General features: G+C 48.8%; 26 protein-coding genes. 18 read left to right on the top strand and 8 right to left on the bottom strand.

Annotation, left to right across the window (positions count from 1 at the left end):
• Positions 1-21: 21 nt before the first annotated feature.
• The 3 genes from H6F94_RS17085 to H6F94_RS17075 form a co-directional block, all read right to left on the bottom strand.
• A complete protein-coding gene (locus tag H6F94_RS17085; protein WP_190803442.1) occupies positions 22-1395 on the bottom strand; it encodes a GH1 family beta-glucosidase in 1374 nt (457 codons plus the stop codon).
• Between the two features lie 274 nt (positions 1396-1669).
• Positions 1670-1981: a hypothetical protein gene (locus tag H6F94_RS17080; RefSeq protein WP_190803441.1), complete on the bottom strand. Its 312-nt coding sequence runs from the start codon at positions 1979-1981 to the stop codon at positions 1670-1672.
• A gap of 70 nt (positions 1982-2051) precedes the next feature.
• Positions 2052-2420, bottom strand: coding sequence for a hypothetical protein (locus H6F94_RS17075; RefSeq protein WP_190803440.1), 369 nt, complete (start codon positions 2418-2420; stop codon positions 2052-2054).
• A 486-nt stretch (positions 2421-2906) separates the two neighbouring features.
• Between H6F94_RS17075 and H6F94_RS17070 the strand changes: the two genes are divergently transcribed.
• The 7 genes from H6F94_RS17070 to H6F94_RS17040 all read left to right on the top strand — a co-directional run bounded on the left by H6F94_RS17070 (position 2907) and on the right by H6F94_RS17040 (position 9676).
• A complete protein-coding gene (locus H6F94_RS17070) occupies positions 2907-4205 on the top strand; it encodes an ATP-binding protein (protein ID WP_190803439.1) in 1299 nt (432 codons plus the stop codon).
• Between the two features lie 199 nt (positions 4206-4404).
• The gene (locus H6F94_RS17065; protein ID WP_190803438.1) at positions 4405-5337 is read left to right on the top strand and encodes a DUF6602 domain-containing protein; all 933 of its coding nucleotides are present in this window, start codon (positions 4405-4407) and stop codon (positions 5335-5337) included.
• Between the two features lie 209 nt (positions 5338-5546).
• Positions 5547-6161, top strand: a complete 615-nt coding sequence (locus H6F94_RS33590) for a DUF1989 domain-containing protein (protein WP_190803437.1) — start codon at positions 5547-5549, stop codon at positions 6159-6161.
• Between the two features lie 148 nt (positions 6162-6309).
• A complete protein-coding gene (locus H6F94_RS17055; RefSeq protein WP_190803436.1) occupies positions 6310-6759 on the top strand; it encodes a GNAT family N-acetyltransferase in 450 nt (149 codons plus the stop codon).
• Between the two features lie 677 nt (positions 6760-7436).
• The gene (locus H6F94_RS17050; protein WP_190803435.1) at positions 7437-7889 is read left to right on the top strand and encodes a GNAT family N-acetyltransferase; all 453 of its coding nucleotides are present in this window, start codon (positions 7437-7439) and stop codon (positions 7887-7889) included.
• Between the two features lie 243 nt (positions 7890-8132).
• Complete coding sequence (locus H6F94_RS17045; RefSeq protein ID WP_190803434.1) at positions 8133-9116, top strand: alpha/beta hydrolase family protein; 984 nt, start codon at positions 8133-8135, stop codon at positions 9114-9116.
• Positions 9117-9388: 272 nt separating this feature from the next.
• A complete protein-coding gene (locus tag H6F94_RS17040; RefSeq protein ID WP_190803433.1) occupies positions 9389-9676 on the top strand; it encodes a hypothetical protein in 288 nt (95 codons plus the stop codon).
• A gap of 181 nt (positions 9677-9857) precedes the next feature.
• Here the strand turns inward: H6F94_RS17040 and H6F94_RS32445 are convergent, their stop codons facing one another.
• A complete protein-coding gene (locus H6F94_RS32445; RefSeq protein ID WP_313949317.1) occupies positions 9858-9950 on the bottom strand; it encodes a hypothetical protein in 93 nt (30 codons plus the stop codon).
• Positions 9951-10642: 692 nt separating this feature from the next.
• Here H6F94_RS32445 and H6F94_RS17030 point away from each other — a divergent pair.
• Positions 10643-11191, top strand: a complete 549-nt coding sequence (locus tag H6F94_RS17030; RefSeq protein WP_190803432.1) for a methanogen output domain 1-containing protein — start codon at positions 10643-10645, stop codon at positions 11189-11191.
• Entirely contained in the window at positions 11188-12834 is a 1647-nt protein-coding gene (locus H6F94_RS17025) for a hybrid sensor histidine kinase/response regulator (protein ID WP_190803431.1), read from the top strand. The genes H6F94_RS17030 and H6F94_RS17025 overlap by 4 nt, the downstream gene beginning before the upstream one ends.
• 395 nt (positions 12835-13229) lie before the next feature.
• Here the strand turns inward: H6F94_RS17025 and H6F94_RS17020 are convergent, their stop codons facing one another.
• Entirely contained in the window at positions 13230-14147 is a 918-nt protein-coding gene (locus H6F94_RS17020; RefSeq protein WP_190803430.1) for a LysR family transcriptional regulator, read from the bottom strand.
• Positions 14148-14248: 101 nt separating this feature from the next.
• On the opposite strand from H6F94_RS17020, the gene H6F94_RS17015 reads away from it, so the two are divergent.
• Positions 14249-15163 (top strand): NmrA family NAD(P)-binding protein, encoded by a 915-nt coding sequence (locus H6F94_RS17015; RefSeq protein WP_190803429.1) that lies wholly within the window; start codon positions 14249-14251, stop codon positions 15161-15163.
• A gap of 210 nt (positions 15164-15373) precedes the next feature.
• Here H6F94_RS17015 and H6F94_RS17010 read toward each other — a convergent pair whose 3' ends face one another.
• Positions 15374-15535 (bottom strand): hypothetical protein, encoded by a 162-nt coding sequence (locus tag H6F94_RS17010; RefSeq protein ID WP_190803428.1) that lies wholly within the window; start codon positions 15533-15535, stop codon positions 15374-15376.
• Positions 15536-15693: 158 nt separating this feature from the next.
• Here H6F94_RS17010 and H6F94_RS17005 point away from each other — a divergent pair, with 158 nt between their 5' ends.
• The 3 genes from H6F94_RS17005 to H6F94_RS16995 all read left to right on the top strand — a co-directional run bounded on the left by H6F94_RS17005 (position 15694) and on the right by H6F94_RS16995 (position 18272).
• Positions 15694-16119 (top strand): hypothetical protein, encoded by a 426-nt coding sequence (locus H6F94_RS17005; protein ID WP_190803427.1) that lies wholly within the window; start codon positions 15694-15696, stop codon positions 16117-16119.
• Positions 16120-16420: 301 nt separating this feature from the next.
• Complete coding sequence (locus H6F94_RS17000) at positions 16421-17506, top strand: type IV toxin-antitoxin system AbiEi family antitoxin (protein WP_190803426.1); 1086 nt, start codon at positions 16421-16423, stop codon at positions 17504-17506.
• Complete coding sequence (locus H6F94_RS16995) at positions 17493-18272, top strand: hypothetical protein (protein WP_190803425.1); 780 nt, start codon at positions 17493-17495, stop codon at positions 18270-18272. Before H6F94_RS17000 ends, H6F94_RS16995 begins: the two co-directional genes overlap by 14 nt.
• 252 nt (positions 18273-18524) lie before the next feature.
• On the opposite strand, the gene H6F94_RS32440 is transcribed toward H6F94_RS16995, so the two are convergent.
• Entirely contained in the window at positions 18525-18701 is a 177-nt protein-coding gene (locus tag H6F94_RS32440; protein WP_242041279.1) for a phage integrase N-terminal SAM-like domain-containing protein, read from the bottom strand.
• A 376-nt stretch (positions 18702-19077) separates the two neighbouring features.
• Between H6F94_RS32440 and H6F94_RS16985 the strand changes: the two genes are divergently transcribed.
• The 4 genes from H6F94_RS16985 to H6F94_RS31755 all read left to right on the top strand — a co-directional run bounded on the left by H6F94_RS16985 (position 19078) and on the right by H6F94_RS31755 (position 21194).
• Positions 19078-19437, top strand: a complete 360-nt coding sequence (locus tag H6F94_RS16985; RefSeq protein ID WP_190803424.1) for a type II toxin-antitoxin system PemK/MazF family toxin — start codon at positions 19078-19080, stop codon at positions 19435-19437.
• 169 nt (positions 19438-19606) lie between these two features.
• On the top strand, positions 19607-20104 hold the full coding sequence (locus tag H6F94_RS16980) for an SMI1/KNR4 family protein (RefSeq protein WP_190803423.1): 498 nt from the start codon (positions 19607-19609) through the stop codon (positions 20102-20104).
• A 220-nt stretch (positions 20105-20324) separates the two neighbouring features.
• Positions 20325-20786 carry an SDR family oxidoreductase gene (locus H6F94_RS31760; RefSeq protein WP_199320489.1) on the top strand — a complete coding sequence of 154 codons (462 nt, stop codon included), beginning with the start codon at positions 20325-20327 and terminating at the stop codon, positions 20784-20786.
• A gap of 18 nt (positions 20787-20804) precedes the next feature.
• Positions 20805-21194 (top strand): Rossmann-fold NAD(P)-binding domain-containing protein, encoded by a 390-nt coding sequence (locus H6F94_RS31755; RefSeq protein ID WP_199320488.1) that lies wholly within the window; start codon positions 20805-20807, stop codon positions 21192-21194.
• A 116-nt stretch (positions 21195-21310) separates the two neighbouring features.
• Here the strand turns inward: H6F94_RS31755 and H6F94_RS16970 are convergent, their stop codons facing one another.
• Positions 21311-22684, bottom strand: a complete 1374-nt coding sequence (locus tag H6F94_RS16970; protein WP_190803422.1) for an MATE family efflux transporter — start codon at positions 22682-22684, stop codon at positions 21311-21313.
• Positions 22685-23089: 405 nt separating this feature from the next.
• On the opposite strand from H6F94_RS16970, the gene pdxR reads away from it, so the two are divergent.
• Positions 23090-24553 (top strand): MocR-like pyridoxine biosynthesis transcription factor PdxR, encoded by a 1464-nt coding sequence (pdxR, locus tag H6F94_RS16965; protein ID WP_190803421.1) that lies wholly within the window; start codon positions 23090-23092, stop codon positions 24551-24553.
• Positions 24554-24596: the final 43 nt, after the last annotated feature.

Below are 24596 nucleotides of genomic sequence, written 5' to 3'. Positions count from 1 at the left end.
AAAAGGTGATTGAGGATACGATTACACGACTCGGTTCTGACGGATGCATTCGGCATACCAGCCAAAGCTGGCTTTGGGAATGCGTTGCTGTGTTCGGTAGTCTGTGTAAACAATGCCGAAGCGTCGATCATAACCCCAGGCCCATTCAAAGTTGTCCATTAAACTCCAGACGAAATAGCCTTTCAGCGGGTAACCCTCGGCCACAGCACGCTGTGCCGCTCTGAGATGCTGACGCAAGTACAAAATGCGGTCGGTATCGATGACTTCGCCCTTGGCATCGAGCACATCTTGAGCCGCACAACCATTCTCGGTGATCCAAATCGGTAGGTCAGGGCGACCGACGGTTTCGCTGATGTGACGAATGCCCCAATAGAGACATTCCGGCACGAAATTTAGCCAGGGCATATGCAAACGCGGGTAGCCCTGGGGCAAGTCCAGACATTCGTAACCGGGTGCCTGGTCGATAGCGCGAACGTAGGTGCCGGTGTAGATATTCAAGCCCAGGCGGTCGAGCGGTTGGTGAATGATCTCTAGATCGCCGGTCTGAATTTCGGGGGCAGCGCTGCCCAACTGCTCCAGGAAGCCCGCATGATAAGCGCCGGTCAGAGCGGGGAAGACGATGCCGCCATTGAGCCAGCAATGGGGGAAGGCTTGCTGGGCCGCGGCGATATCTGCCTCGGACTCGGTGATCGGCACGGTGACGGCGATGTTGTCCACCAATGAAACCGAGCAGGGACCGGGTGAGGCAGCGCGAATTGCCTGACAGGCCAGACCGTGGGCCAGCAGAGCATGGTGCGAGGTTTGCCACACTTCCTTGGAACTGCCGACGCGGGTGCCGGGGGCGTGGGGCGGCGTTTGGTTGGCGCTGTAGCCCAGGTGGGTGAAGCAGGGGATTTCGTTGATCGTCATCCAGTGCTGCACTCGGTCCCCCAGACGGCTGACGATGGCGGAGACATACTCAGCGAAATCATGAGCGATCTGACGATTGCGCCAGGAGCCGTACTGGTCTTCTAGGGCTTGGGGGCTGTCCCAGTGAAATAGGGTGGCGTGGGGGGTGATGCCGTGGCGGATCAGGCAATCGACCAGGCGCTTGTAGAAATCGACACCGGCCTCATTCACCGAGCCTCGGCCATCGGGGACGATGCGCGGCCAGGCAATGCTGAAGCGGTAGTGCCGGATGCCCAGCTCGACCATGAGTTTGACGTCGCTTTCGTAGCGGTGGTAGTGGTCGCAGGCGATGGCACCGCTGTCGCCGTTGAGGGTGCGTCCGGCAATGGCGCTGAAGCTGTCCCAGACGCTGGGCTTGCGTCCGTCTTCGCTGGCGGCTCCTTCGATCTGGTAGGCGGCTGTGGCTGCGCCCCACTGGAAATCGTCAGGAAATTGGTAGCTGGGCATGGCTGGCAAGTAGGTTCTAGATCCACAGGCTTCATCCTGCCTCTTATCGGAACCCCACCGCCTGCGGCACCTCCCCTTGCTAAGGGGAGGTTAAGAGGGGTCGAATAGAGCGCAAGTCAGAACCCCACGGCCTACGGCTCCTCCCCTTGGCAAGGGGAGGTTGGGAGGGGTCAATGGGTAGCGATTAAAAAGTGATTTGGGAAGGGGGAGGCGCAGGACAGGTTTTTGCAGGAGGTGAAGAAATCTTGGGTAGGGGTTTGGCATTGGCATGCCCTCAATGGCCATTTTGTACAGTTCGCAGCAGGTTGGGGGAGAGGCTGTAGAGGGCAATGGTGGGGCCGCCGCCTTCGGGGTGGACAGTGACTTTGCGGACTAAGTCGCGGGCTTCGAGGCCCAAGAGCAGGGGCTGGAGGTCTTGGGGTTCGAGGTTGCTGTCGCGGCTGAGTAGGGCAAGGGTGACGCGGGAGTGGGCGCTGTTGGGTTCGAGGTAATTGGCGATGGTCAGCAGGATGAGTTTGAGCTGGGCGGAGAGGTTGAGGCGGCGGGTGATGTGGTCCCAGAGGGCAAGGCGAAGGTTGGTGCTCATGGTTGAGGGATGGGGGGCAAAGGTGTCATTGATGCGGGTTGACAGGCAGGGGTAGCGATTGCAAAGCGTGTCAAGGGATAGCGGGCATAGGGCTGCTTGAGTGGCGCAGTTGGGTGTGTCGCTGTCGCCACAGTTGCCGCCAGTAGCTCAGCACGTCTTCGGGGTAGGCGTAGCGCTGGATTTCGGTTTTGATCACTTCGCCAATCCAGTCGAGCAGGTGCAGGTCGTTGCAGGCTTGGATGGTGAGGGCACAGGCAGCAAGCCACTGGTTGAATTTGCGGTAGCTGAGGAACTGTCCGCCTCGGTCGGCACGATGGACAAACAGCACATGCAGCCAGTGTTCAATGCGACAGATGCGCGATTCGGGAATGCCGAGAAACTGCGCGACTTGAGCTAGAGGAATGCAAAGCTGCGGCTGCAACACCTGGGTGAGGTGCATGGGGAAAACTCCAAAAGTTTGAGGGCAATAGAGCCTTTGACCCCTATTCAGGGTCGAGAAAGGCAGGTGCTAAACTGCCCCCTAGCCGCCAGGTTGTGTAAATGACAACCTGGCGGTTAGTTCCCCAGAGTTTGACTAAGACCCTGGGGGACGCCTAGGGGTCCAGTTGCCTGAGTTGGAAGGTAGCAGGGACTAACTGCTGGAGTCAAGTAGGCAGTGCAAAAAAGATCTGTGTGTTGCAGCGAACTACACACTGCGAGCATTGAAACATTCAAGTGTTTAGACTGTGACCTTGCAGCCTAAGCGCCCAGTTTAGGGTAATTTAGACTGTCGAAATCTGTCTAGCTACCCCTAGCAGGGAAATAGGCAGACGAAATCCGCCTAATAACGAGTCAGGCTGCTTCAGCTCTATGTGCCGTTTAATCTGCTCCGGCTTCAGATACAAGGTTTAACATGGGGAAAATCAGCTTTTGATTAGGATGAGCTATGCTGCGTTATCAAGAAGTCTTTGTACCAGGTGGTTTTCCCAGGCACACATACAATCCGCGTATTGAATTACAACTTGAGCAGAAGCTTGCTGAGTCGAAAGACAACTTATGCAAGCTCGTTACAGTTACTGGACAGACAAAATCAGGTAAGACAGTTCTTGCAAGGCAAATTTTTCCTCCTGAGGAATCAGTTTGGATTGATGGTGGTTCTGTCTCGACAGAGGATGATTTTTGGCAAATTATTATTGAGCAGCTAGAACTATTTCAGGCGCAAGAAAAAGAGACTTCAAAGGATATCGGCAATAAAGTCAGTGGTAAGGGCACGGCAGAAGCTAACTTTCTTTTAGCAAAAGGTTCTGGTGAAGTTGGCGCTGAAATGGAGGTATCTCGAGGATCATCAACTACTAGCAGCCAAACTCTTTCTTCTCGCGTCGTTGCTCTCCGTGGTCTTCGCGATACTCCTACTCCATTAGTGATAGACGACTTTCATTATATTCCGCGAGACATGCAAGGTGGGATTGTTCGTGCATTAAAGCCACTTGTATTTGAAGGATTACCAGTTGTAATCATTGCCATTCCCCATCGTCGTTATGATGCATTAAAAGTTGAGAAGGAGATGACTGGGCGCATTTCTCCAATTAGTATTCCAATATGGACAGAAGAGGAGCTAAGTTTCATCCCGAAGAAAGGCTTCGATTTGCTCAATTATGATGTTCCCAACGAATTTTGCGCAAATCTTGCTTCAGAATCTATTGGCAGTCCGCACTTGATGCAAGATTTTTGCCGTGAAATTAGCAAACTACTTAAGTTTGAGCAGGCGAGTCAGAAAATTAAGCTAAGCACTACGAGTGGTCAACTCGAATCGATTTTTCAGGATGTTGCTGAGACTATTGGTCGTCCGATTTTTGAAAAACTTGCACGTGGTCCACGTCAACGGACTGATCGTGTGCCACGAGAGTTAAAAAGTGGACGTGTTGTCGATATTTACGAGTTAGTATTACATGGACTTGCGCATATTCATCCAGGTCTTGTGAGTCTCGAGTATGAAGACCTCCGCTCTGCAATTAGAGATGTCTCTGCTGCTCAAATTCCTCAGCTACAGGAAGTAGCACGTGTTTTAAAACATATGGCGACGATTGCTGCTACGGATCAAAGTTCTACACCTGTTATCGATTTTGAGGAAGAAGAAAAAAAACTACATATTACAGATCCATTTTTTGCTTTCTATCTTCGCTGGGGGGAGCTAGCTAAACCAGATAGTAGTCCGCCGCCTAACAATTTGGGTGCAGCGGATTGACCGAAGCTGCTTGAATAGGATGCAAAGTCTCCAACAACCACTGACCCGAACCGTTAGCCCGCTCGTCTTTTGGCGAAGACGATTTACGAGAGCTTAGGTATTTACGAAGAAACGCTTTACAACCGTTTCAAAGGGGCGCATTAAGTAACCAAGCTAAAATAATTTCGATTGTTTTGAATCGGATGAAATAATTAGCAGAATGTTCCCAGACACTCCACCAAACTTTGGCGGCATGCTTCATTCTCGCCCCAGCGAAGACCGAAATTTCCTCGATCACTACTTTGCGAGTGTCTACAATAAACTTGAGGCGGACACACTATTATTCAACCGTGAATTGCCACATGCTGGTTTGGTTGGCTCAGAGAACGAGAACGCAATCGCAGAAGTTATCTGGCAGTTTCTCCCATCAAAGTACGGTGTAGAAGTTAATGCTTTGGTTATCGATAGGTTTGGAAAGGTAAGCCGTCAAGCAGATATCGTTATCTTCGATGCAGAGAGACAGGCTAGTTTCTTCCGTAAGGTTTATCCAGTTGAAATGGTCTATGCCGTAATCGAGGTAAAAACCTCAATGTCTTCGACTGAAGCAAACTCAGCGATGGACAATCTTGCTTCGGTTTCAGATCTAGAGTTTCGCCCAGCACTCACTCCGTATTGGGAAAACAGGACGCAGAACGAAGAGATTCACTATAATCCGCCCTCACTATACGCCTTTGCTTATCGCACTAATTGTCAGTCCTTTGAAACTTTTGCTCGTTGGTTTGACTTGCAATTCCTCTTCCGTGGTGTCAAGTTACGTAATAAAGCTCCAAAGTACCCTGAGATCCGTGTTTTACGGGTGTGTTCTTTGGATCAAGGAGTTATTCACATGGAGAGTCCTAATGGTTATATCCAGCGTTGGATTGCCATTGCCACGAATGCAGGGGAAGCAAGAGCCTTCAGTACGTCTGTGCGGGGGCACCAAGTTCTTGTTGATCCAGCTAAATCGTTGTTCCTGTTCTTGCAGCGACTTTGGTTTGATCTGCAAACGCATAAACTTCATCCTGGATTCGATATTCGTTCTTACACGAGTAATGTTCTTGGCACGGTCATTGAGGTTCCAGACGATTTTATCTACAAGAATCATGATTCCTAGCCTAGTTACTAAGCCTTCATTAATAGATGCTATCTATATAGAACCTATGCGCACGTGTTAACAAACCGCGCTGCACCGGAACGTAGAAATATGGTCGATTGATTGCAAAGGTTATTTGCGTCCGGTGAGCGTGAACGTTGTGCCGCTGAGTGATCTGTAGGATAGTAGTCAGAAGTTGTCATTACAGAGCTAAACCTCATCACCTGAAAATGACCCCACGGACACCCACACCGATTCAGTCCATTACAGTTGAGCCGGGGCAAGGAGCGCATGGGACGCTAGAGGCAGGTCAAACTCTTCGTATCATTGATGTACAAGGACAGCAAGTTTTTGACTTCTCTTCATTTCATCGAGACGATCCAACCGAGTGTTGTGATTTGATATACTCGCTATTTGTCAAAGAAGCATGGAAGCTCTCTGCTGAAGATAAGCTTTACACCCAGCGAATGCGTCCTTTGTGGACAATTACGGCTGATACTTGTGGAGTGCATGAATGGACAGGTGGGTTTTGCTCTCATGACTTCAATCGATTTTTAGGGCATGATCAACCAGGGTGTAAGGAGGTGTTAGAAGCAGAACTTAGGCTACTTGGATTATCACCACAGCTATTGATCCCTTCGTCCTGCCTCAATCCGTTTATGAACATGCCGCATCGAAGTGATGGTTCTTGGCGGGTTGAGCCGCCAGTATCTCAAGCAGGGGATTATATTGAATTGCGGGCTGAAATGCCAGTTTTATGGGTTGGCTCGGTTTGCACAATGCCCCCACCCACCAACGGATTACCACTAAGTTCTATCCGATGCGAAGTTTATGCTACTGAGTAGCGATCGCGGCACAACAACTCCAATGCACGCTGACCGCCACAAGTGTGTCTACTGAGCATTTGCGGGTGATTGGGAACGTTAGGCAGCAGCGGTAGGAGCATTGAGGCAATGCTCCTAGTGGGCAATCAAGGGCAAGCAATAATCATAGATGGAAATCCATTTCAAAGAAGCTACATCCACTGACCTCAACGTCCTCATGCAATACATGCAGGAATTTCACGAGTTTGACCATACTGAGCCCTTCGATAAAATTCCTGCTCGTGCCGCAATTGAACAAGTTGTTACTGATAAGTTTATTGGGAGAGTGTGGCTCATCCAGCAAGCAGAGGATGTCGTTGGATATATTGTTCTAACTTTAGGCTATCGATTGGAATATCGAGGTTATTATGCCTTTTTGGACGAGCTTTACGTTCGATTGGATAAACGAGGTCAGGGAATTGGAACAAAGGCGGTGCAGTTTTTGGAACAAGCTTGTCAACAATTAGGAGTACAAATTCTGCAACTAGAAGTTAAGCAGGATAACCAAACGGCTGATGCTTTATACAAAAAAATTGGCTTTGAGCAGCAAGAGCGTTATGTACTGATCAAGAAAATTTAAATTACATAATGGCAATGTTTCTGGTCTCACTAAAAACACTTTAGGTGTGCGATCGCTCTTACAGAGGTTAACAACCACTGGTGCTAGCTACTAGGTTACTCGGGTTAAGTGTGAGGATATAGTTTGGAGCTTGACTGCTGGAATTTGAGAAGGTGTTGCAGGTCCAACGGTGTAGGTCTCGTTTAGCTGCTCGTCCACACCACAAGCATCGCCGCAGGTATTTATTGCTTTGATGACTGCGGAAATAACATTGGCAGTCGCGGATATTATTTCCGAGTACTCCGATGTTATTTCCGCAGTCGCCATTGTTGATTCCAGTTCCGCCCAAGCAATAAATCGCGACAAACTCATAGGTAGAACCACAGACAAATTCCCAATTACTCAGTCCACTGTTGATTCAATCTACAAAACCACTTAATCCAGGCAAAAGAGCACACCACCATTCTGAGAACAAATCAGTCAAGGAGCATCTATATGTCTCTTGAACCCTTGCCAACAGATGCGGAAAGAAGCTACGTCGAAACGTAAGACGCCCATTCGCTTGGCAAGCTTTGTCACCCACACCGTTTTCCGCACGCCACTCTCATACAGAGGGTGCCAACGCAGCATCTCACTAGGCGGGTCTAAGGCTCCATATACTAAATTATTAGGCACGTGCTCACACCCTTCTGCCCATTATGCGTGTTCGCCAGGTACAGCCGAGCGATCGAGACGAGTGGCTCAGACTGCTGACCGAGTTGTACCCAGACCACCTGGAATCAGAACACATCCCGGCTGTCGATGCCTTCCTCTCCGGCCAGGCCGCGGTCGAATTGCTGCCCTCCGCAGTCTTTGTATGTGAGGCGGACACAGGCAAACTCGTCGGGTTCCTTGAACTCTCAGTGCGCAACTACGCTGAAGGGTGCTCGGGTCCTACGCCGTACGTCGAAAGCTGGTTTGTAGACTCCAACCTGCGCGGGAGTGGCGTCGGTCGTGCCCTCATGGAGGCAGCGGAAGATTGGGCGCGGCAGCAAGGCTATTCCGAGCTGGCGTCGAACGCCGAGTTGGAGAACACGGTAAGCCACCAAGCCCATGAAGCCGTCGGCTTTGCCGAAGTCGAACGCACAGTACATTTCCGCAAGACGCTGTGACCGACTCCGGTGCCTAACAATCCCGCTGCACCGGAACGAAGCAAAGCGATCAGGGAGTTGCAAAGGTTGTTTACGTCCGGTGAGCGGGGTCGTTAGCAGTCACAAAGCTTATAGTCGTCTGCTGAGGTAAGAAGCGAACTGGAAATAAAAGTTATTGCTCAAACTCATCGTAAAGCCCTTCTAAAGAAGGATACTCTCAAGGAGCATTAAAGCCATGTTGATCCAAGTAGCAAGATCGATATTATGAATGTACGAGCATTTTTCCGAGCTGCTACGGTTGAAGATGCTGCCCCTCCTTACAACAACATTCAACTAAAGGTTTTCTACCCCGCCCAGTTGACAGGCAGTGACCAAGAGCAGGACATGGGCATTGTTCCTGGCGATTCTCAACAAGCCCCCTTTAAGGTCGTTATTTTTTTTAACGGTATCAATTGCGGTCCTGAACTGTATCAATGGCTGGCTGTTAAGTTGGCAGAGCGTGGATTAGTGGTCATTACATTTTCCTGGGTTGCCGAAAATCTACCTGGGATGGTGTCGCTCACTCCTGGTGTCGCCATTAATATGCTGACTCCAGCTATGTATGGTAAAGCTCCGACGGCTTCTGCTTTACCAACTTTGCTGAGGGAGCTAGAGAGGCTCCAAAGTGAAGGGGTGCTGGCGGGTCTACTCGACTTAAATGGTGTCATTCTGGGGGGGCATTCTGCTGGAGGTAGGGTTGCAGTTGAAAGCGCAGATTCACGATTTTTCCCACCTGTTGTCGCTGCTTTCGCCTATGGCGCTCATACAGCAGCGATTACCCAGTTAGGGTATGAAGCAGGCAAAATCCTATCTCTACCGGATTCCTTACCCCTCCTATTAATTGGGGGAACCCGTGATGGAGTCATTGCCAATAGTAGCCATCGCTATGGAGCGATTTGGGAAGAAGCTACAACACCAGTTAAGCGTACCTTTCAAGAGGCGATTGTGGGTGGCAGAAGTGATAGTTATTTGCTACTTCTAGAAGGAGCCAACCATTTTTCTATTGCCGATCCATTCGATTTAACAACAGGCAGACCATTTCTAGACTTTCCGGCTACCCAATCAGAAGAACAACTGCGAAATTTAATGGCGGAAGCGATTGGCGTGTTCATTGATGCTCATGTTCGTTGCGAGACAACAGCTCTTGAATTTCTCAGCCAACTATTAGTGTCTAACAATCCTTTGATTGCATCATTTGAGCGCAAATAATTTGTAGTTTCAAGTCTGGTAACTTGAGAGTTGGCATCAATTTGATTGTTTCTATGGCTAACAAATCGCGGCACGGACGGGCGAAAGCCGCTGATGCCGAGGGCGAGATTATCTACCGCCGCTGCGCTTTGCCGTTGGGCTACTCAGGTTATGGGTGAGGACGTAATTTAGAGCTTGTCTGCTGGATTCGAGCAGGTGTTGCAGGTTCAACCGCATCGGTTCCGTTGAGCTGCTCGTCCGCGCCACCAATATCGGCGTAGGTATTTATTACTTTGGCGACCGCGGAAATAACATCCGCGACTGCCGATGTTATTTCCGAGTACTCAAAAGCTATTTCCGCGACCGCCAATGTTATTTCTGAGTACTCAAAAGCTGTTTCGGCGACCGCCGATGTTATTTCCGAGTACTCGAAAGCTATTTCCGCGCTCGCGGATGTTATTTCGGCTGTCGCGGATGTTATTTCCGAGTACTCAAAAGCTATTTCCGCGATCGCCAATGTTATTTCCCCGACCGCCGATGTTATTTCGGCTGTCGCCATTGTTGATTCCAGTCCCGCCTAAGCAATAAATCGCAACAAACCCATAAGTAGAACCACAGACAAACCCCCAATCACTCCATCTAACCATCGCTTAAATCCACAAAATCACTTAATTCAGGAAAAAGAGCACGTCGCTATCTTGAGGACAAATCAGTAAAGGAGCGCTTGATTTTGACTGGAAGCCGCAACCTGCCCCTGCACAGCTAGATAAGGGAGAAAGTCTTCAATCTCCTTGGCCCCATCTTGTTGCGATGCCGCTTGTGGTGGAAGAGCATGTACCGCCTGACCCATTGCACATCAGTGTCTTCAGTCCGGCAGGCATAGTGCTTTAAGCGAATCGCACTGGGTCAAGGAGTTTCTTGGGACATTCTGGCATAAAGGGTGGAGGCAGCATCAATGCCCGAGCATTTAACAACTCTTATTAATGTGGGTGTACTGAATCTAAAAACAGGCAGAATCGGCATATTATACAGAAAGATTCTGTCTATCTACTTGGTTTAGGGTGTTATACGGAAATCACCTGGCTAATCAACACTATAGGGGTGTTATACGGAAACTTTCAGTCCAATAGTCGTTAGCCTGCTTCGTTTGTAGCTGAGGCAAGACAGAAAAATTGTCTGTAGGTGCTCAAAGCCAAGTCACTGTAAGGTTATCTATAGGACAGTTCCTCAAGGTTGATAGTTCACTCTTGCTGGGAGACGTGTGGATGTTACATTCGCAATGGTTTCCTTCTATAGAGGCGATCACTGCCTCAGTCTCACAATCTTGCAGGATACATATACTCTGGCAACTGATGATATTGAGCTGCCCCATGATGCAGCTCGCCTAGCCCCGTAGTAATTGGCTGGTTGCGTTACAGACTCGCGCGGGAGTAAAGCAACACAATGGTATCTGGGTCATCTATCTTTAGCCATATTACCTGTCCCTCCGTCCGGTGACATTATAGTTTTGACTAAATTTCTGCTGAACTCAATTATGAGGAATTCCTATGAATAGTTCTTTTAAGTCTGAAACACCCATGAAGGATCTCACAATTCCTTTGGAGCGGGATGTGTTTTTACGTACCTTAATTCGAGAGTTAGCGGGTACATTACAGGACGTCGTGGGCTTAGATGAAGCTTCAGGGTTTATCAGTGTCGTAGGTCAGAATATGGGGAGGCAAATCGATCAGGACTACAAAGCGGCTCTAGAGGTATCCCATCTGACGCGAGAGCAAGTAGCCGATGTCTTCGTGGATTTGAAGAAGCGAATCCAGGGTGACTTTTATCTTATTGAACAAACGGATGAGAAGATTGTCTTAGGGAACCGTGCTTGCCCGTTTGCCGAAAAAGTTATCGATCGCCCCGCTATGTGTATGATGACCTCCAATGTTTTTGGTTCCATTGCAGCGGACAATCTAGGGTACGCCAAAGTAGAACTGCAAGAGACGATCGCGACGGGTGCGCCTGGATGTCGGGTGGTCGTTTATTTGAAACCCACTCTGGAGGCAGAAGAAAGTCAAGGAAGAGAATATTTCAAGGGAGAAAGCGAGGGGTGACTCCCGAACAGTTTCTCAAGTTCGCCAGACTTTTGCCAGAGCCCATGCTGCTGACTTCGGGAAAAGGTCAGATATTAGCTACCAATCCGGCATTCTCCAAGATGCTGGGTCTACCCCGTCAGATACCGCAAGGAAGGACGATCTTTGAGCTAGCGACCAATCCTCCTGATCAGGTGAAACAGTATTTACGCAATTGCTCTAGCAGTCGAGAAATGGTGCTTGGCTCATTAACCTTGAGGGCCAACGATGGAGAAACTTGCTTGTATCGCTGTGAAGGCGCTGCTATCCAACCGTCGTCACCCGAATCACCTGCACTAATTTTATTGCGCTTAAAAAACAGGGAATCCGCCAGCAGCCGATTCACCCTATTGAACAAAAAGATTAATGAATTGGCAAAAGAGATCCGGCAGCGCCAAAGAGTGGAAGAAGAGCGGACTCAACTTCTGGTGCAGGAACAGAAAGCACGAGCGGAGGCTGAGAATCTTAATCGATTGAAGGATGAATTTCTCTCGACCGTTTCCCATGAACTACGGACCCCCCTCAATGCTATCCTCGGCTGGTCTAAGATCCTTCAAACCAACAGGGCAAACGAAGCAACGGTGAATCGTGCTCTAGAAACGATTGAGCGCAATGCCAGATCTCAGGCCCAGTTAATTGATGATCTCCTGGATATTTCACGCATTATTACAGGCCAACTTCGCCTCAATGTGCGAACGGTTGAGCTATTACCCGTCATTGAGGCAGCAATCGATACGGTACGACCTGCCGCTGATGCAAAAAACCTACGATTGCAGTTAGTACTTGATCCAGCAGCCGGTCCTGTTTTAGGCGACCCTGAGCGGTTACAACAGATTGTCTGGAATTTATTCAGCAATGCGATCAAGTTCACTCCGAAACGCGGGCGGATTCAGGTCTGCCTGCAACGCATTAATTCGCATGTTGAAATTGTGGTGGCGGATACGGGTCAAGGTATCAGTGCAGAATTCCTTCCCTACGTCTTTGAGCGCTTTCGCCAGGCAGATAGTTCCATCACTCGTTCCTTTGGCGGGTTGGGGCTGGGTTTAGCGATTGTCCGCCAGTTGGTGGAGCTGCATGGCGGAACGGTGCACGCTGAAAGCCCAGGAGAAGGACAAGGCGCAACATTCACAGTGAAACTTCCCCTGATGGCTGTTGGTCCAGCAGCGATTGAACCAGAACGGGTGCATCCAACAGTGGGAGGCAGCGTCCCATTTGACTGCTCCCCTCGGCTAGATGGCTTGAGGGTGCTGATCGTGGATGACGATGCGGATATTCGGGATTTACTCACCTACACGCTAGAAGTTTGTGGGGCAGAAGTCATGGTTGCAGCTTCAGCAGACGAAGCCATCTCATTACTAACCACATCTTCGACACCACTGCATATCTTAATTAGTGATATTGGAATGCCAGATGAAGATGGTTATGCTCTGTTGCGTCGAATCAGAGCACTGAAACCAGAGCACGGAGGCAGAATTCCCGCGATCGCCCTGACCGCGTACGCCAGAACTCAAGATCGTATGGCTGCTCTTTTAGCAGGCTTCCAGTCCCATGTTGCCAAACCCGTTGAACCTGCTGAATTAATTGCAGTGATTGCGAATCTGGCTGGACGAATCAGAGGTATCTAGTACGAATTTGCAATTTGGGATTTGGCTGGAAGAATTTCTATTGTTACGGCACTTCCAGAGTAGCGATTGGTAGTACGATCGCCCAGAAGGTTCGTGGTTCGTGGTTTTAAGGTCATCAGTGAGTGGTGCGATCGTTCAAAAGGGTGTTAGTTGGGGTGATCGTGGTTTCGAGCTAAACTGTGGAAAGCCAAGCAGTGTGGGGCGAGCAGTGAAGTTGCAGCCTAACATAGGCTCTGAGGGAGACATTGGAGCGGACAGTTGAGAGTCGCTTTGCTTCGTTTCACTTTTCTGCCGCCGCTCAACTTAGTCGTTATGTCGCTGAGTGCTCGGTGAGGGTAGTACCACAATATTATCTGTTGCTGTTCTAGACCAAGTTGCGCTGAGGTTCGTTGTCCTCAGTCTACAACTCCTGCTTGTTTTAATGCAGTTATCAGTTCCACCATAAACTCAGCGAAGCATCGAACTTTAGCGGATAAGTGTCGTTTTTGTGGGTACACCAAGGCGATTGGTAATCCAGTTTGCGCTGTATAGTCTTGCAAAATGGGTTGCAGTTCTCCACAGGCCATCGCACCTGCTGCAATGTATTTGGGAAGCTGAATAATTCCTGCACCTTGAATCGCCGCATCCAGCACAACTTCCGCATCATCGAATTGAAGATGACTTTTGACACTAAAGCTCAAGGGTTTTTCATTTTGCTCAAACTTCCAGTCAAACTCTCGCCGAGTTTGTGGGTAGATGAAATTGATACAGTGATGATTGTTCAAGCCTGAAGGTGTCGTGGGTAAACCATTCGATGTGAGATATTTGGGCGATGCACAAGTGACAAGCCGCATAGTTGCAAGGCTTCTCATAATTAGGCGGCTATCACCCCCCATGCCAACTCGTATCGTGGCATCGATGCCTTCATCAATCAGATCAACGAAGCGATCGCTAAATGAAACGTTCAGCGTCAACTCTGGATACTGAGCTGCAAAACGGGGCAACGCAGGCGCAATATGCATTTTTCCCAACGCTGTTGAGAGATCTAGTCTCAGAGTTCCCGTAGGGATTGTTTGGGATTGTTTGATCTCCAGCTCCGCTTCTTCAAGTTCATCCAGGATTTGCTGGCACCGATCGTAAAATCGAGAACCATCATCTGTCAGAGTCAAGCTGCGGGTGGTGCGTTGCAATAGACGAATACCCAAATCCTCCTCCAATCGCAACACCGCCCGACTCGCTGCCGAAGGCGACATCCCTAACTGCCGTGCGGCTTCAGAGAAACTGCGATGCTGTGCCGATCTCATGAAAATCAATAGGCTTTTGAGCTTATCCACCTTTGCATCTTTTGCATAAGTGTTTTGAATTATAGCTACTTTTTCTTGTCTTTTGCAAAAGCTATCGTTTCATCAGGTTGAATTTTTCAAGGAGAAACGACATGACTACGAAACCAATTGTGCTTTTAGTTGGTACTGGATTGCTGGGTTCCCAAATTGCTCATGCCATTTTGGATAAAGGGGCAATGGAGTTACGCATCTTAGTCCGTCCTGGCAGTTTGAGTGACCCGGCGAAAGCGGAAAAATTGGAAGCATTCAGAGCTAGGGGAGCCACCTTTGTCGAGGGGGACATGATGGTTCCTGCCAGTTTGCCTGCGGCGGTTGCGGGAGTTGAAGCGATCATTTCTGCGATCGGGAACGATCCCGAGTCCTACGTTGCTGGACAAACAAATTTGCTGCAAGCTTCAGAGCAAGCTGGGGTCAAACGGTTCATGCCTTCAGACTTCACATTGGATTATCACAAATTGGACTACGGCGATAACTTCAACATCGATATGCGTAAGCGATTCTTTGAAGTGTTGCAGCGTAGTTCTGTACCCTACGTCTCGGTAAACAATGGCTCGTTCATGGAGGTTCTGTCTAGCCCGTTCATTGGCACGATCGATGTTGAAGCTGAAACGTTCAATTACTGGGGCACAGGTGACCAATCAGCAGATTTCACGGCAATTTCTGATGTAGCGAAGTACGTTGCAGAGGTGATTGCCGATGCAAGTCTCACCAACGTCACCTTGGAATTTGTAGGCGAAGTTGCGACGTTTAAACAACTGCGGGTAGCCTACGAAGTAGCAACAGGACGCGCATTAAGTGAACAACACTTAGGCAGCGTAGATGAGTTGAAAGCCTCGATTGAGGCAGATCAAGTGGCTGGCAGACCTGTTTTTGACTATCTTGGACGACAGTATTTATGGGGAATGGAATCCGGGAAAGGCAAATTGACAAATATTGCTAACGATCGTTATCCCCAGATTACACCAGTCTCTTTGAGGCAATTTTTTACTAATTTGAGCAATGCTTAATGTTTCACGTTTTATCGCTGGTGAAGTAGGTAGATGTTAGGACGCATTGTCAATTCATCTGAATCAATGGTGAAGCTACTATCTAGGATGCAGCACGACATAACAACTCTGCTGGAGCGGACTGGTGAGTCATGTTGATTGTATTGCAAAGATTACTTACAGCCGCCCAGCAGGAATGTTAGGCTACTCGGGTGTTATTAAGGACATAATTTAGAACTTGACTGCTGGAATCTGAGAATGTGTTGCAGGTTCAACGGCGTAGGTTTCGTTGAGTTGCTCATTCACGCCGCAAGCATTGCCGTAAGTATTTATTACTTCGGCAACTGCGGAAATAACATCCGCGACTGCCGATGTTATTTCCGCGCTTGCCATTGCTGATTCCAGTCCCATCAAAACAACAAACCATAAGTAGAAACACAGACAAACCCCCAATCATTCCGCCCAGCCGTCCATTAAATCCACAAAACCACTCAACCCAGCCCAAAGCGCACTCCACTATCTTGAGAACAAATCAGTAAAGACTTATCTATATGTCCCTCAGAACTCGCGGCTCCGACTCCTTAGACAAAGCTCAACGTCGCCTCGCTCTGCTTAAAGCCATCAACGAGAACCTGGACCTCGGCCACGGCCTCAACATTGCAACCTACAGCCGACTTATCGAAACCACCCGCACCACCATTGAGGCCCACAACACGCTTCTGTCCAACCTGGAAGAATCGCGCAAGACCGTCACTGAAATGGACAAAGCCCTCTCAGAACTATCGCAACGAATGCTGAGCGGAATTGCCACCATCTACGGCAGAAACAGCATGGAATATGCCAAAGCAGGTGGCTCCAATCGCAAGCGCAGCAAGCAACCCACATCAACTGCCACGACTTCTACACCTCAACCCACTCCAACTGCAACCACAAACGCCTCAACCAATGGCAGCAGTAAAACACTAGTCGTGTCCTAATTCATCTAACTTATCAAATCAATCTCAACAGCACTAAGAGGTACAACTTGATGCCATGTCTCTTTTCACAGTTACAGAGCCGCATCTGCAATACTTATCCCCACAACGGCCATTAACGCTAGAGTACTGAATCTCTAAAGCAACTCACTCAGAAAGTAATGATGGCGGAGAAGTCACAATGATAGGAGTTTAGCAAAAGTCCTGTGCCCTCGGGTTATGGAACAGTTTTTTTAGAAACCTTCTCCAAATATCAACTGAAGGATATAATTGAATCTTGTACTGTCAAGTGGGGAGCCGTTCAATGCATCCTAAAAACCCACTGTTCCAGAAGTGTCTTGCCTACCTTGAATCACTACCTAATATCAAGGCGACCGTTCAAGGAGAGCCTTATTTCTCTAGCGAGGTTTTGGCGGATGGGAAGTTAATAATTAGCACCCCCTATAAAACTGTCAACTATGTATGTGAAATTAAAACTGGTCTCACAAGTGATGTAGTCGAACCGGTTGCAGAATATTTTACCAACTTAGGTGCAAGACTAAGGCACGAGCAAAGACCTCTACTTGTTACGCGCAATTTATCTGATCTTGTTGTGAATCAACTATTAGAGAGAAACATCGAATTTATTGATGTTGACGGGAATATTTATCTTAATAGCCCAGAAATCTATGTGATAGTTCGCAACCAGGCTACAAAACATAGTGCAAGCAAGTCTTTAGAAATTACTACTGCTGCTTTACAAGTCATGTATGCCTTGCTTAGCCAGCAAAGCCTTATTGCAATGGAGCATGACTTCAAACAAATTGCTCACATTTCTGGCGTCACTCCAGAAACAGTAAAAAGCACTTTAAAAAAACTTCGAGAGTTAGATTACATCAGATACAGTCAGAAAGAATACAGAATCGTTGATTATGTTAAGCTTCTTGAGCGGTGGGAGTTAGGATACTCTGAAAGACTACGTGCAAAATTACTGCTTGGAACATTTAGCCCTATTGGAAAGCGAAACTTTTCAGAAGTCGGAGATGAGCTTAAAGAACACGCAGGTAGATACCCCTATTTAATAGGCGGCGAGCTGGCTGCCTCAATAATAACTGAATATCTTCGCCCCATTAGTGCAACACTGCATCTTCGTAAAAATGTCGATAGTCGTCAGATAGCAGTCAAGCTCAGACTCAAACCTGACCCAGAGGGAAATATTGCGTTACTTCAAAGCTTAGAACATGATGAGTATAATCAAAACGAATTTGGAGATTTTCCTCCAAACCTTGTTAATCCATTACTAATCCATGCAGAGTTAGTCCGGACTGGTAACAGCCGATTAAAAGAAACAGCTCAACTTATTTACGACCGATATATTGAGGAATTGGCTCAAAAGCATGATCAGTTCTAAAGAAAAACAAGTCTTGGCTGATTTGGTAAATATAATCAGCGCATTAGAGCTGCCAATGATTCTGGTCGGTGCAGGAGCTAGGCTACTGATATTCGATCAGAAATTTGGGGAAGGAAGAGGAACAAAGGATTGGGATGTAGCAATATCAATAGATAGTTGGGGAGCCTATCAAAAACTTCGTGAACATCTAATCGAGGGCGATCCTCCTTGCTTTAAGCCTACGAAAAACTCTTATAAATTCATACATGTAGAAACCAATATCGAGGTTGATATAGTGCCCTTTGGAAAAATTGGTGAGCCTGACCAACAAATTATTTGGCCTGATAGCGAAAATCCCATGAACGTTTTAGGTTTTACTGAAGCTCTCTTACATGCGAAAACTGCTAGTATCGATGACCTGGAAATCCAAGTGATTGATACGCCAGCTTTTATAGTTCTCAAGGTTTTTGCTTGGGGGGATCGTGGAGAACGTACCAACAAAGATTTAGAAGATATTGAATTTATTCTGTCGAAGTATGAGGATGATGAACGAGTTTATACTGAATTGGCAAATGAGCTTGCTGATGGAGTAGTTGATTTTCTTGATGCAAACATCTACTTACTTGGGCAAGATATTTACAAGATACTTCAAGGAAAAACTTTGGCTGAGCTAAATCTATTACTGGATAGGCTGATTGGAGATTTAGATATTGATGAGCCAGGAACTTTAGACTATAAACTAAAAGTGTTACAGGAAGGAATTAACTCTTTAGTCCCCGAAGTGTGATCTAACGATTCTGTTACAGCAGACTGACGAAGCCATTTGTGTTGGTTAGAATGCTGACAGACGCTGAGCAAGCCCACTCGGCTACTCGGTTATGAGTGAATACTATAGATGGAACTTGAGAAGGTGTTGCCGGTCCAACAGTATAGGTTTCGTTGAGCTGCTCGTCCAGTGCTCCATATACCGTTGTTGTAGGCGATGACACAGCTCTCGCTGCCCTTGCCATCCTCGGCTGAAGTTTGAGTTTGAGCAAAATCAATATTTTTGGCTCACACTGCACTCCTTCAAACGCAACTCACCTCCACACAACACGGCATTGAGTGCCTGGTTTTGAGGGGTCGAAACGACGTGTTCATTAACAACTAGGCAGGTCAAAAATCGTGTGACCTCTGCGGTGCTTATTTCAGCCGGATGGCATTCATTGTGAAACAAAATAAAGCGGCGAATCCAGTGGACATAGTTTTTTTCAGTGAAGAATAGTGTTTGAGACAGATAGCATCCCGCACCTGATCTAGCAGCTTTCGAGAGCAAGATTCCAGCATGAGTGGATGAAGTACCCTTATATAAATACTTCTCTATAAAACGGATGTTTTATCATGCTGGCTTGGGCGGATTTGCGGAGTTTTTCTGTTGCTCCACCTCGTACTGGCGAATATATAGCAAAGGTGCTATTGATCCACCTGGATTCAAGTGGATTAACAGCAGAGTAGCCGTTGATCTATCTCAAATCCGGAGAGCTGTAGCTAAATTCTGTAGAATAAGTCGTTAGGCGGCGAAGGAGGGAGCGTCAGCTCTAATCGGAGGCATCATGGATCTCAGTCGCGGTGACATCTTCTGGATCGAGCCGGATGCGATCTGGGGGGCTGTACCAAGCGTCCGACACCCACACGTCATCGTCCAAGAGGACGTATTTAACCGCTCTCGTGTCCACACGGTCGTCGTTTGCGCACTGACCACAAACCTCCGCCGCGCGAGCGAGCCGGGCAACGTGTTGCTCCACGCGGGTGAGGGGAATCTCCCCAGGCAGAGTGTCGTCCTTGTGGCGCAAGTATCCTCGGTCTTGAAGGCTCATCTCGGTGAACTCATCGGCGCGTTGTCGGAGGCTCGGGTGGTTCAGATCCTGGATGGCTTGAAGTTTCAGCAGACCTCGTTCTTCGGTCAGAGTTAGCGGACGCGTGGCCGTAGCAAGGTCTTTGTGCCCCGTTGTACGCTGCCCCGGCGAGCCGCCTAACCTCGCGCTGCAACAGACCCCACCCGCCGTGGCGGTTCTTGTATACTCAACCTTGCTCGGGCGGGTGGGTCCGCTGAGCTTTGGCGTTATTCGGCGGAGGGCCTTGATGCTCCCAGCAATCACGCGCATCGACCAGTGGCTTGCGGCGCATCGCCCAGACTACTACGCACAACTCCATCCGGGCGTTGATGATACGGCCCTCGACGCATTCGAGTCCCGATTTTCGGTGCGGCTGCCCGCCTTGTTCCGCGAGTTGTATCGGTGGCGGAACGGTCAACGGCCGGACTACAGCGCGAGTCTGCAAGACAACCGGATGTTCGTGCCGCTCGACGAAGTGGCCGAGACCAAGGAGATGCTCGACGGGATGATCGGGTACGACTTCGAGAACCCGCGCTACTGGCGGCGCGGGTGGGTGCCGTTCCTGCACAACGGCAGCGGCAGCTACCTGTGTATCGACCTCGCTGCGGAGGGCGGAGGATCGCTAGGACAGTTGATCGGTTTCTGGAAGGCGGACGAGGACCGGCCGGTGGAGTATCCGAGTATCGAGGCGTGGCTGAACGAGCTGGCCGACTCGATGGAAAGCGGTACGCTGGAGGTCCTGTAGCATACCGCTCCTGCACGGTGTTGCCACCGAATAACCACCTATTGCAGGGGACCGGGAACACACAACAGCTTTCCGCAGCTTATAGCTCACTCAGTTCCACTGGCAGGTGAGCTGGGGCATTAGGTGAAGCTCGATAATCAATAATCAGAATTAAACGATCGAAGCTTGAATGAGAGCGGCTCCTTTCAAGTGCGCGATAACACATCCTCGGAGTTACTGGATGCACATCATCCTTGGCGGTACTGGCAATGTTGGTTCAGCCGCAGCGCGGGCACTACTCAAACGTCGTGAACCAGTTCTTGTCGTCACTCGCGATCCCTCAAAAGCCGAAGGATTGCGCCGGGACGGTGCCGATGTTGCAGTAGCCGATGTGCATGATGTGGAAACGCTTCGTAGTATCTTTCGTCAAGGTCGGCGGTTGTTTTTACTCAATCCGCCCGCTGCTCCTTGCTCCGATACGGCTACTGAAGAGCGACGCAGTTTAGCAGCCATTTTGAGCGCGATTAGTGGGACAGGTTTGGAGAAAATTGTGGCCGAATCAACGTATGGAGCCAAACCTGGAGAGCGAATAGGCGATTTAGATGTGCTTTATGAAATGGAGCAGGCACTCACTGCCCAACCTGTCCCCACAACGATTATCCGAGCTGCTTATTACATGAGCAATTGGCGCGCATCTCTATAAACAGCACACGAACAGGGAGTGGTACAAACGCTTTATCCAGAAAATTTCAAATTGCCGATGGTTGCTCCATCAGATATTGGTGAGATAGCTGCTCGTCTAATGACTGAACCAATCGAGCAGACGGGGATTCATTATGTTGAAGGTCCCGATCGCTACTCATCACAAGATGTAGCGGTTGCGTTTGCGACGGCACTGGGCCGTCCCGTTTTTGCTGAATCTATTCCTCGTGACCAATGGTTGGTGACGTTCAAGAGCATAGGCTTCTCGAACGAGGCTGCCGAATCTTTCGCCAATATGACAGCAGTTACACTCAATGAAACATTTCCAAACTTGAACTCTGTTGAGCGGGGCGCGACTTCACTGCACAACTATCTCTCGCAGATGGTGCAATCAAGTGATCGTAAATAAGATGACTGAAAGTCCGCATCCGAAGGCCAGCCAGCTAACAAGCGCCATGCAACGGACAAATGATAATGCTCTAATTGACTGCTTGCGACCCATTCGCTTAGGTCTGCTTACAAAATTCAGTCCAATTCTTCTGTTTTTCTGGAAATCAAGTTACCAAAGCGCCAAACATAGACTATAGCTGCCATTGCACTTCCGAGGTAGTAGCCCATCCACAAACCGACGCCCCCTAAGCCAACATAAAAGCTTAAAACATAGCCACTAACCAGTCCAACTCCTAAAAATGCAAGGATGCCTAATAGCATCGGAGTTCGGGTATCTTGAAGCCCATACAACGCACCCAGCGCCGTTTTCTGTAGACCATCGAAGATGTGACCGATTGCCACAACGATTAGCATGGGAATCGCAAGTTTCAGCAGCTCTGCATTCTCAGGATTACTAACGTCTACATAAAGTCCTATGACTTGCTGCCGGAAGGTGAGTAGGGCAATCGCCACCAGTGTCGTCACGCCAATAGCAACCCCGATACTGACGTATCCTGCCCATCTCGTTCTTTCGAGCTTTTGCTGCCCAAACCATTGACCGACACGAGCCGTTGCCGCAAATGACATCCCTAACGGAATCATGAATACAATGATTCCTGTCTGCAAAGCAATTTGATGAGCCGCCAAGACATCGGTTCCCAGAATTCCCATGAGGTATGTCATCACCAACACCAAGCCATACTCGAAGGCGATGGAGACGCCGATCGGCGTACCGATCGTGACTAGCTCTGACAGTAGGCGTAATCTAGGTTGATGCCACTTCTGGAATAGGTTGTAGATTCTAACCTGCGGGTGTTTGAGCAAGTAGACAACCAGCACCAGAAACATCCCCCACCACGATAGAGCGCTGGCTAATGCTAACCCTGCCAACTCCATCCGAGGAAAGCCAAAATTGCCGTAGCCCAAAACATAGTTGCCTACTATATTGAAGAGCGTCCCCCCAATCACAATCACCATAATGGGACGAGCTTGCGACAGCCCAGATACAACCCCTCTAAGCATGGCGAAGCCAACTGCAGGAAACAAACCCCAAAGCACCACATTGAGATAGCTACTGGCTAATGTAACGGTTTCGGGAGCTTGACCCAACTGCAGCATCAAGACATCTATGTGCGCTAGGACCCACATGGTCGAAATTGCCAACCCAACCGTTAGCCATAATCCCTGTTGTGTTACCTGCTCAATCCGGCTTTTGCGTCCTACGCCATAAGCTTCAGCAATGAGTGGACTCACCCCCATTACCACACCGCTCAGAACATTCAGAAAAACTTGAAAGGTGAAGGAGGCTAATCCCCCCGCAGCTAGGACTTTCCATCCTAAATGGCCCATCATCACAGTATCTACAAACCCTGTAGCTGATTGGGCAACTTGAGCAGCCACCAGAGGAATAGCGAGTTTCAGAAACGCTTTGATTTCGGCTCGAATTGGAGAAACTGAAATTGAAGTCATGACAATTTCAAAAAATAGCACGACAAATCAGCAACATCGAATGCATGTAGAGCAATCTGATCAATTACATTGAGACAGAACCTGAACACAAGGGACCAAAACTAACGCGATTGGCATCAATCGCTTGCAATACTGAAAGAAGCGCAGCAGTTAGTGATGGCAAGATGTTAATTGGAAATTGAATCTGATTTCGGAGAATTCGGATAGTTCCTTTGTCCCCCTCCAGGCGCAAACATACGGCGAAACCCTGGATGATTGGCAAAGGCGATTGTTTGTCGCGATTTAAGATTAGGAGCCATTGGCATGTCTAATGGTTGCCCACTCTCTTGTTAGAGTAGTCAGCACTCTGGTATGGCACAAGTACCAGTTTTAGAGTTATGTACCAGACCAGTTAGACAACTCATCATGGATCTCGCACTCAAGCTAGAGACCACTTCGACAGTTCCATTTCATCGACAGCTTTACGACGAATTACGCCGAGCGATTCTATCAGGTCGGTTAGAATCCGGACAGCGGATGCCCTCATCTCGTGCACTGGCAAAGGCTTTGGGCATCTCCCGAGCAACCGTTTTGTTCAGCTACGACCAATTGCTCAGTGAAGGCTATCTGAAAACAGTACCTGCCTCTGGAACCTTTGTGGCTTGCCAGCTGCCAGACGAACTATTGCAGGCAACCAGTCCCCTGATTTCACCTACATCCCCGTCTCGCCTTGAGTTATCTACCTATGGCGAAACCTTGGCAACGGTGAATTTGCAGCCTCCACCCGGACAAAAACCTCTGATCAATTTCAGTTGCTATGGCAGACCTGCCTTTGACGAATTTCCGATCCAACTATGGCGGCGGTTATTGTCTCGCGCTTGTTGCTTTAACACAACCATACTCGATTATCCGGCTGACCCATTGGGATACAAACCGTTGCGAGAGGCGGTCACTCGCTATTTGACTCAGTCACGTGCAGTGCGGTGTGAACCTGATCAAGTAGTGATTGTCAATGGTTCTCAGCAGGCCTTAGATCTCATCGCTCGACTGTTTTTGAATTGGGGCGATCGGGTTGCTATGGAGGACCCTGGCTATTTCGAGGCGCGATGCATCTTTCAGGTGCAAGGAGCAGAGGTGTTACCTATTCCCGTGGATCACTCAGGACTGGTTATGAAATATCTCTCAACCCTCACAACGCCTATTAAGTTAGTTTATGTCACTCCTTCTCATCAGTTTCCCACAGGCGCAGTGTTGTCGTTGCCTAGACGGTTAGCGCTCTTAGCCTGGGCGCAACAAACAGGTGCAATAATTCTGGAGGACGATTATGATAGTGAGTTTCGCTATGATGAACGCCCAATTCCTGCTCTTCAAGGGCTAGCAAGTAGTGATTCGGTAATTTATATCGGCACCTTTTCCAAAGTCTTGTTTCCCTCATTGCGAATGGGCTATCTAGTTGTACCGCAGCAACTCGTTCCGGTGGTGACTCGTGCGAAGTGGTTGATCGATCGCCAATCTCCCCTACTAGAGCAGCATGTTTTAACCGATTTCATCAACGAAGGACATTTGGAACGCCATATCCGACGAATGCGAATGCTCTATGCCCAACGTCGGGAAACTCTCGTGCAAGCTTTGACTCAAGGTCTGGAGAACCAAGTGACGATTATGGGCGAGAATGCTGGGATGAGCGTGATGGTGCAATTTCATACCCATTGGAAGGATGAAGAGATTGTCGATCGAGCAGAGCAAAGGGGTGTGGAATTGATTAGCGCTCGGTCATGCTACATGAAAGCTGAGAATAGCAACGGAAAGTTTTTGCTGGGATATGCCGATCTCAATTCAGAGACGATTGCGGAAGGTGTGTGGCGGTTAGCGCAAATCCTGAAGGCATAAGGACTGTTAGGTTTCAAATCAGCAGGGCAGACAGCCAGGATAG

The organism is Leptolyngbya sp. FACHB-261 (genome assembly GCF_014696065.1).
Classification (GTDB): domain Bacteria; phylum Cyanobacteriota; class Cyanobacteriia; order FACHB-261; family FACHB-261; genus FACHB-261.
The sequence above is the reverse complement of the archived record's forward strand: the minus strand, read 5'-3'. Positions and strand labels throughout refer to the sequence as shown.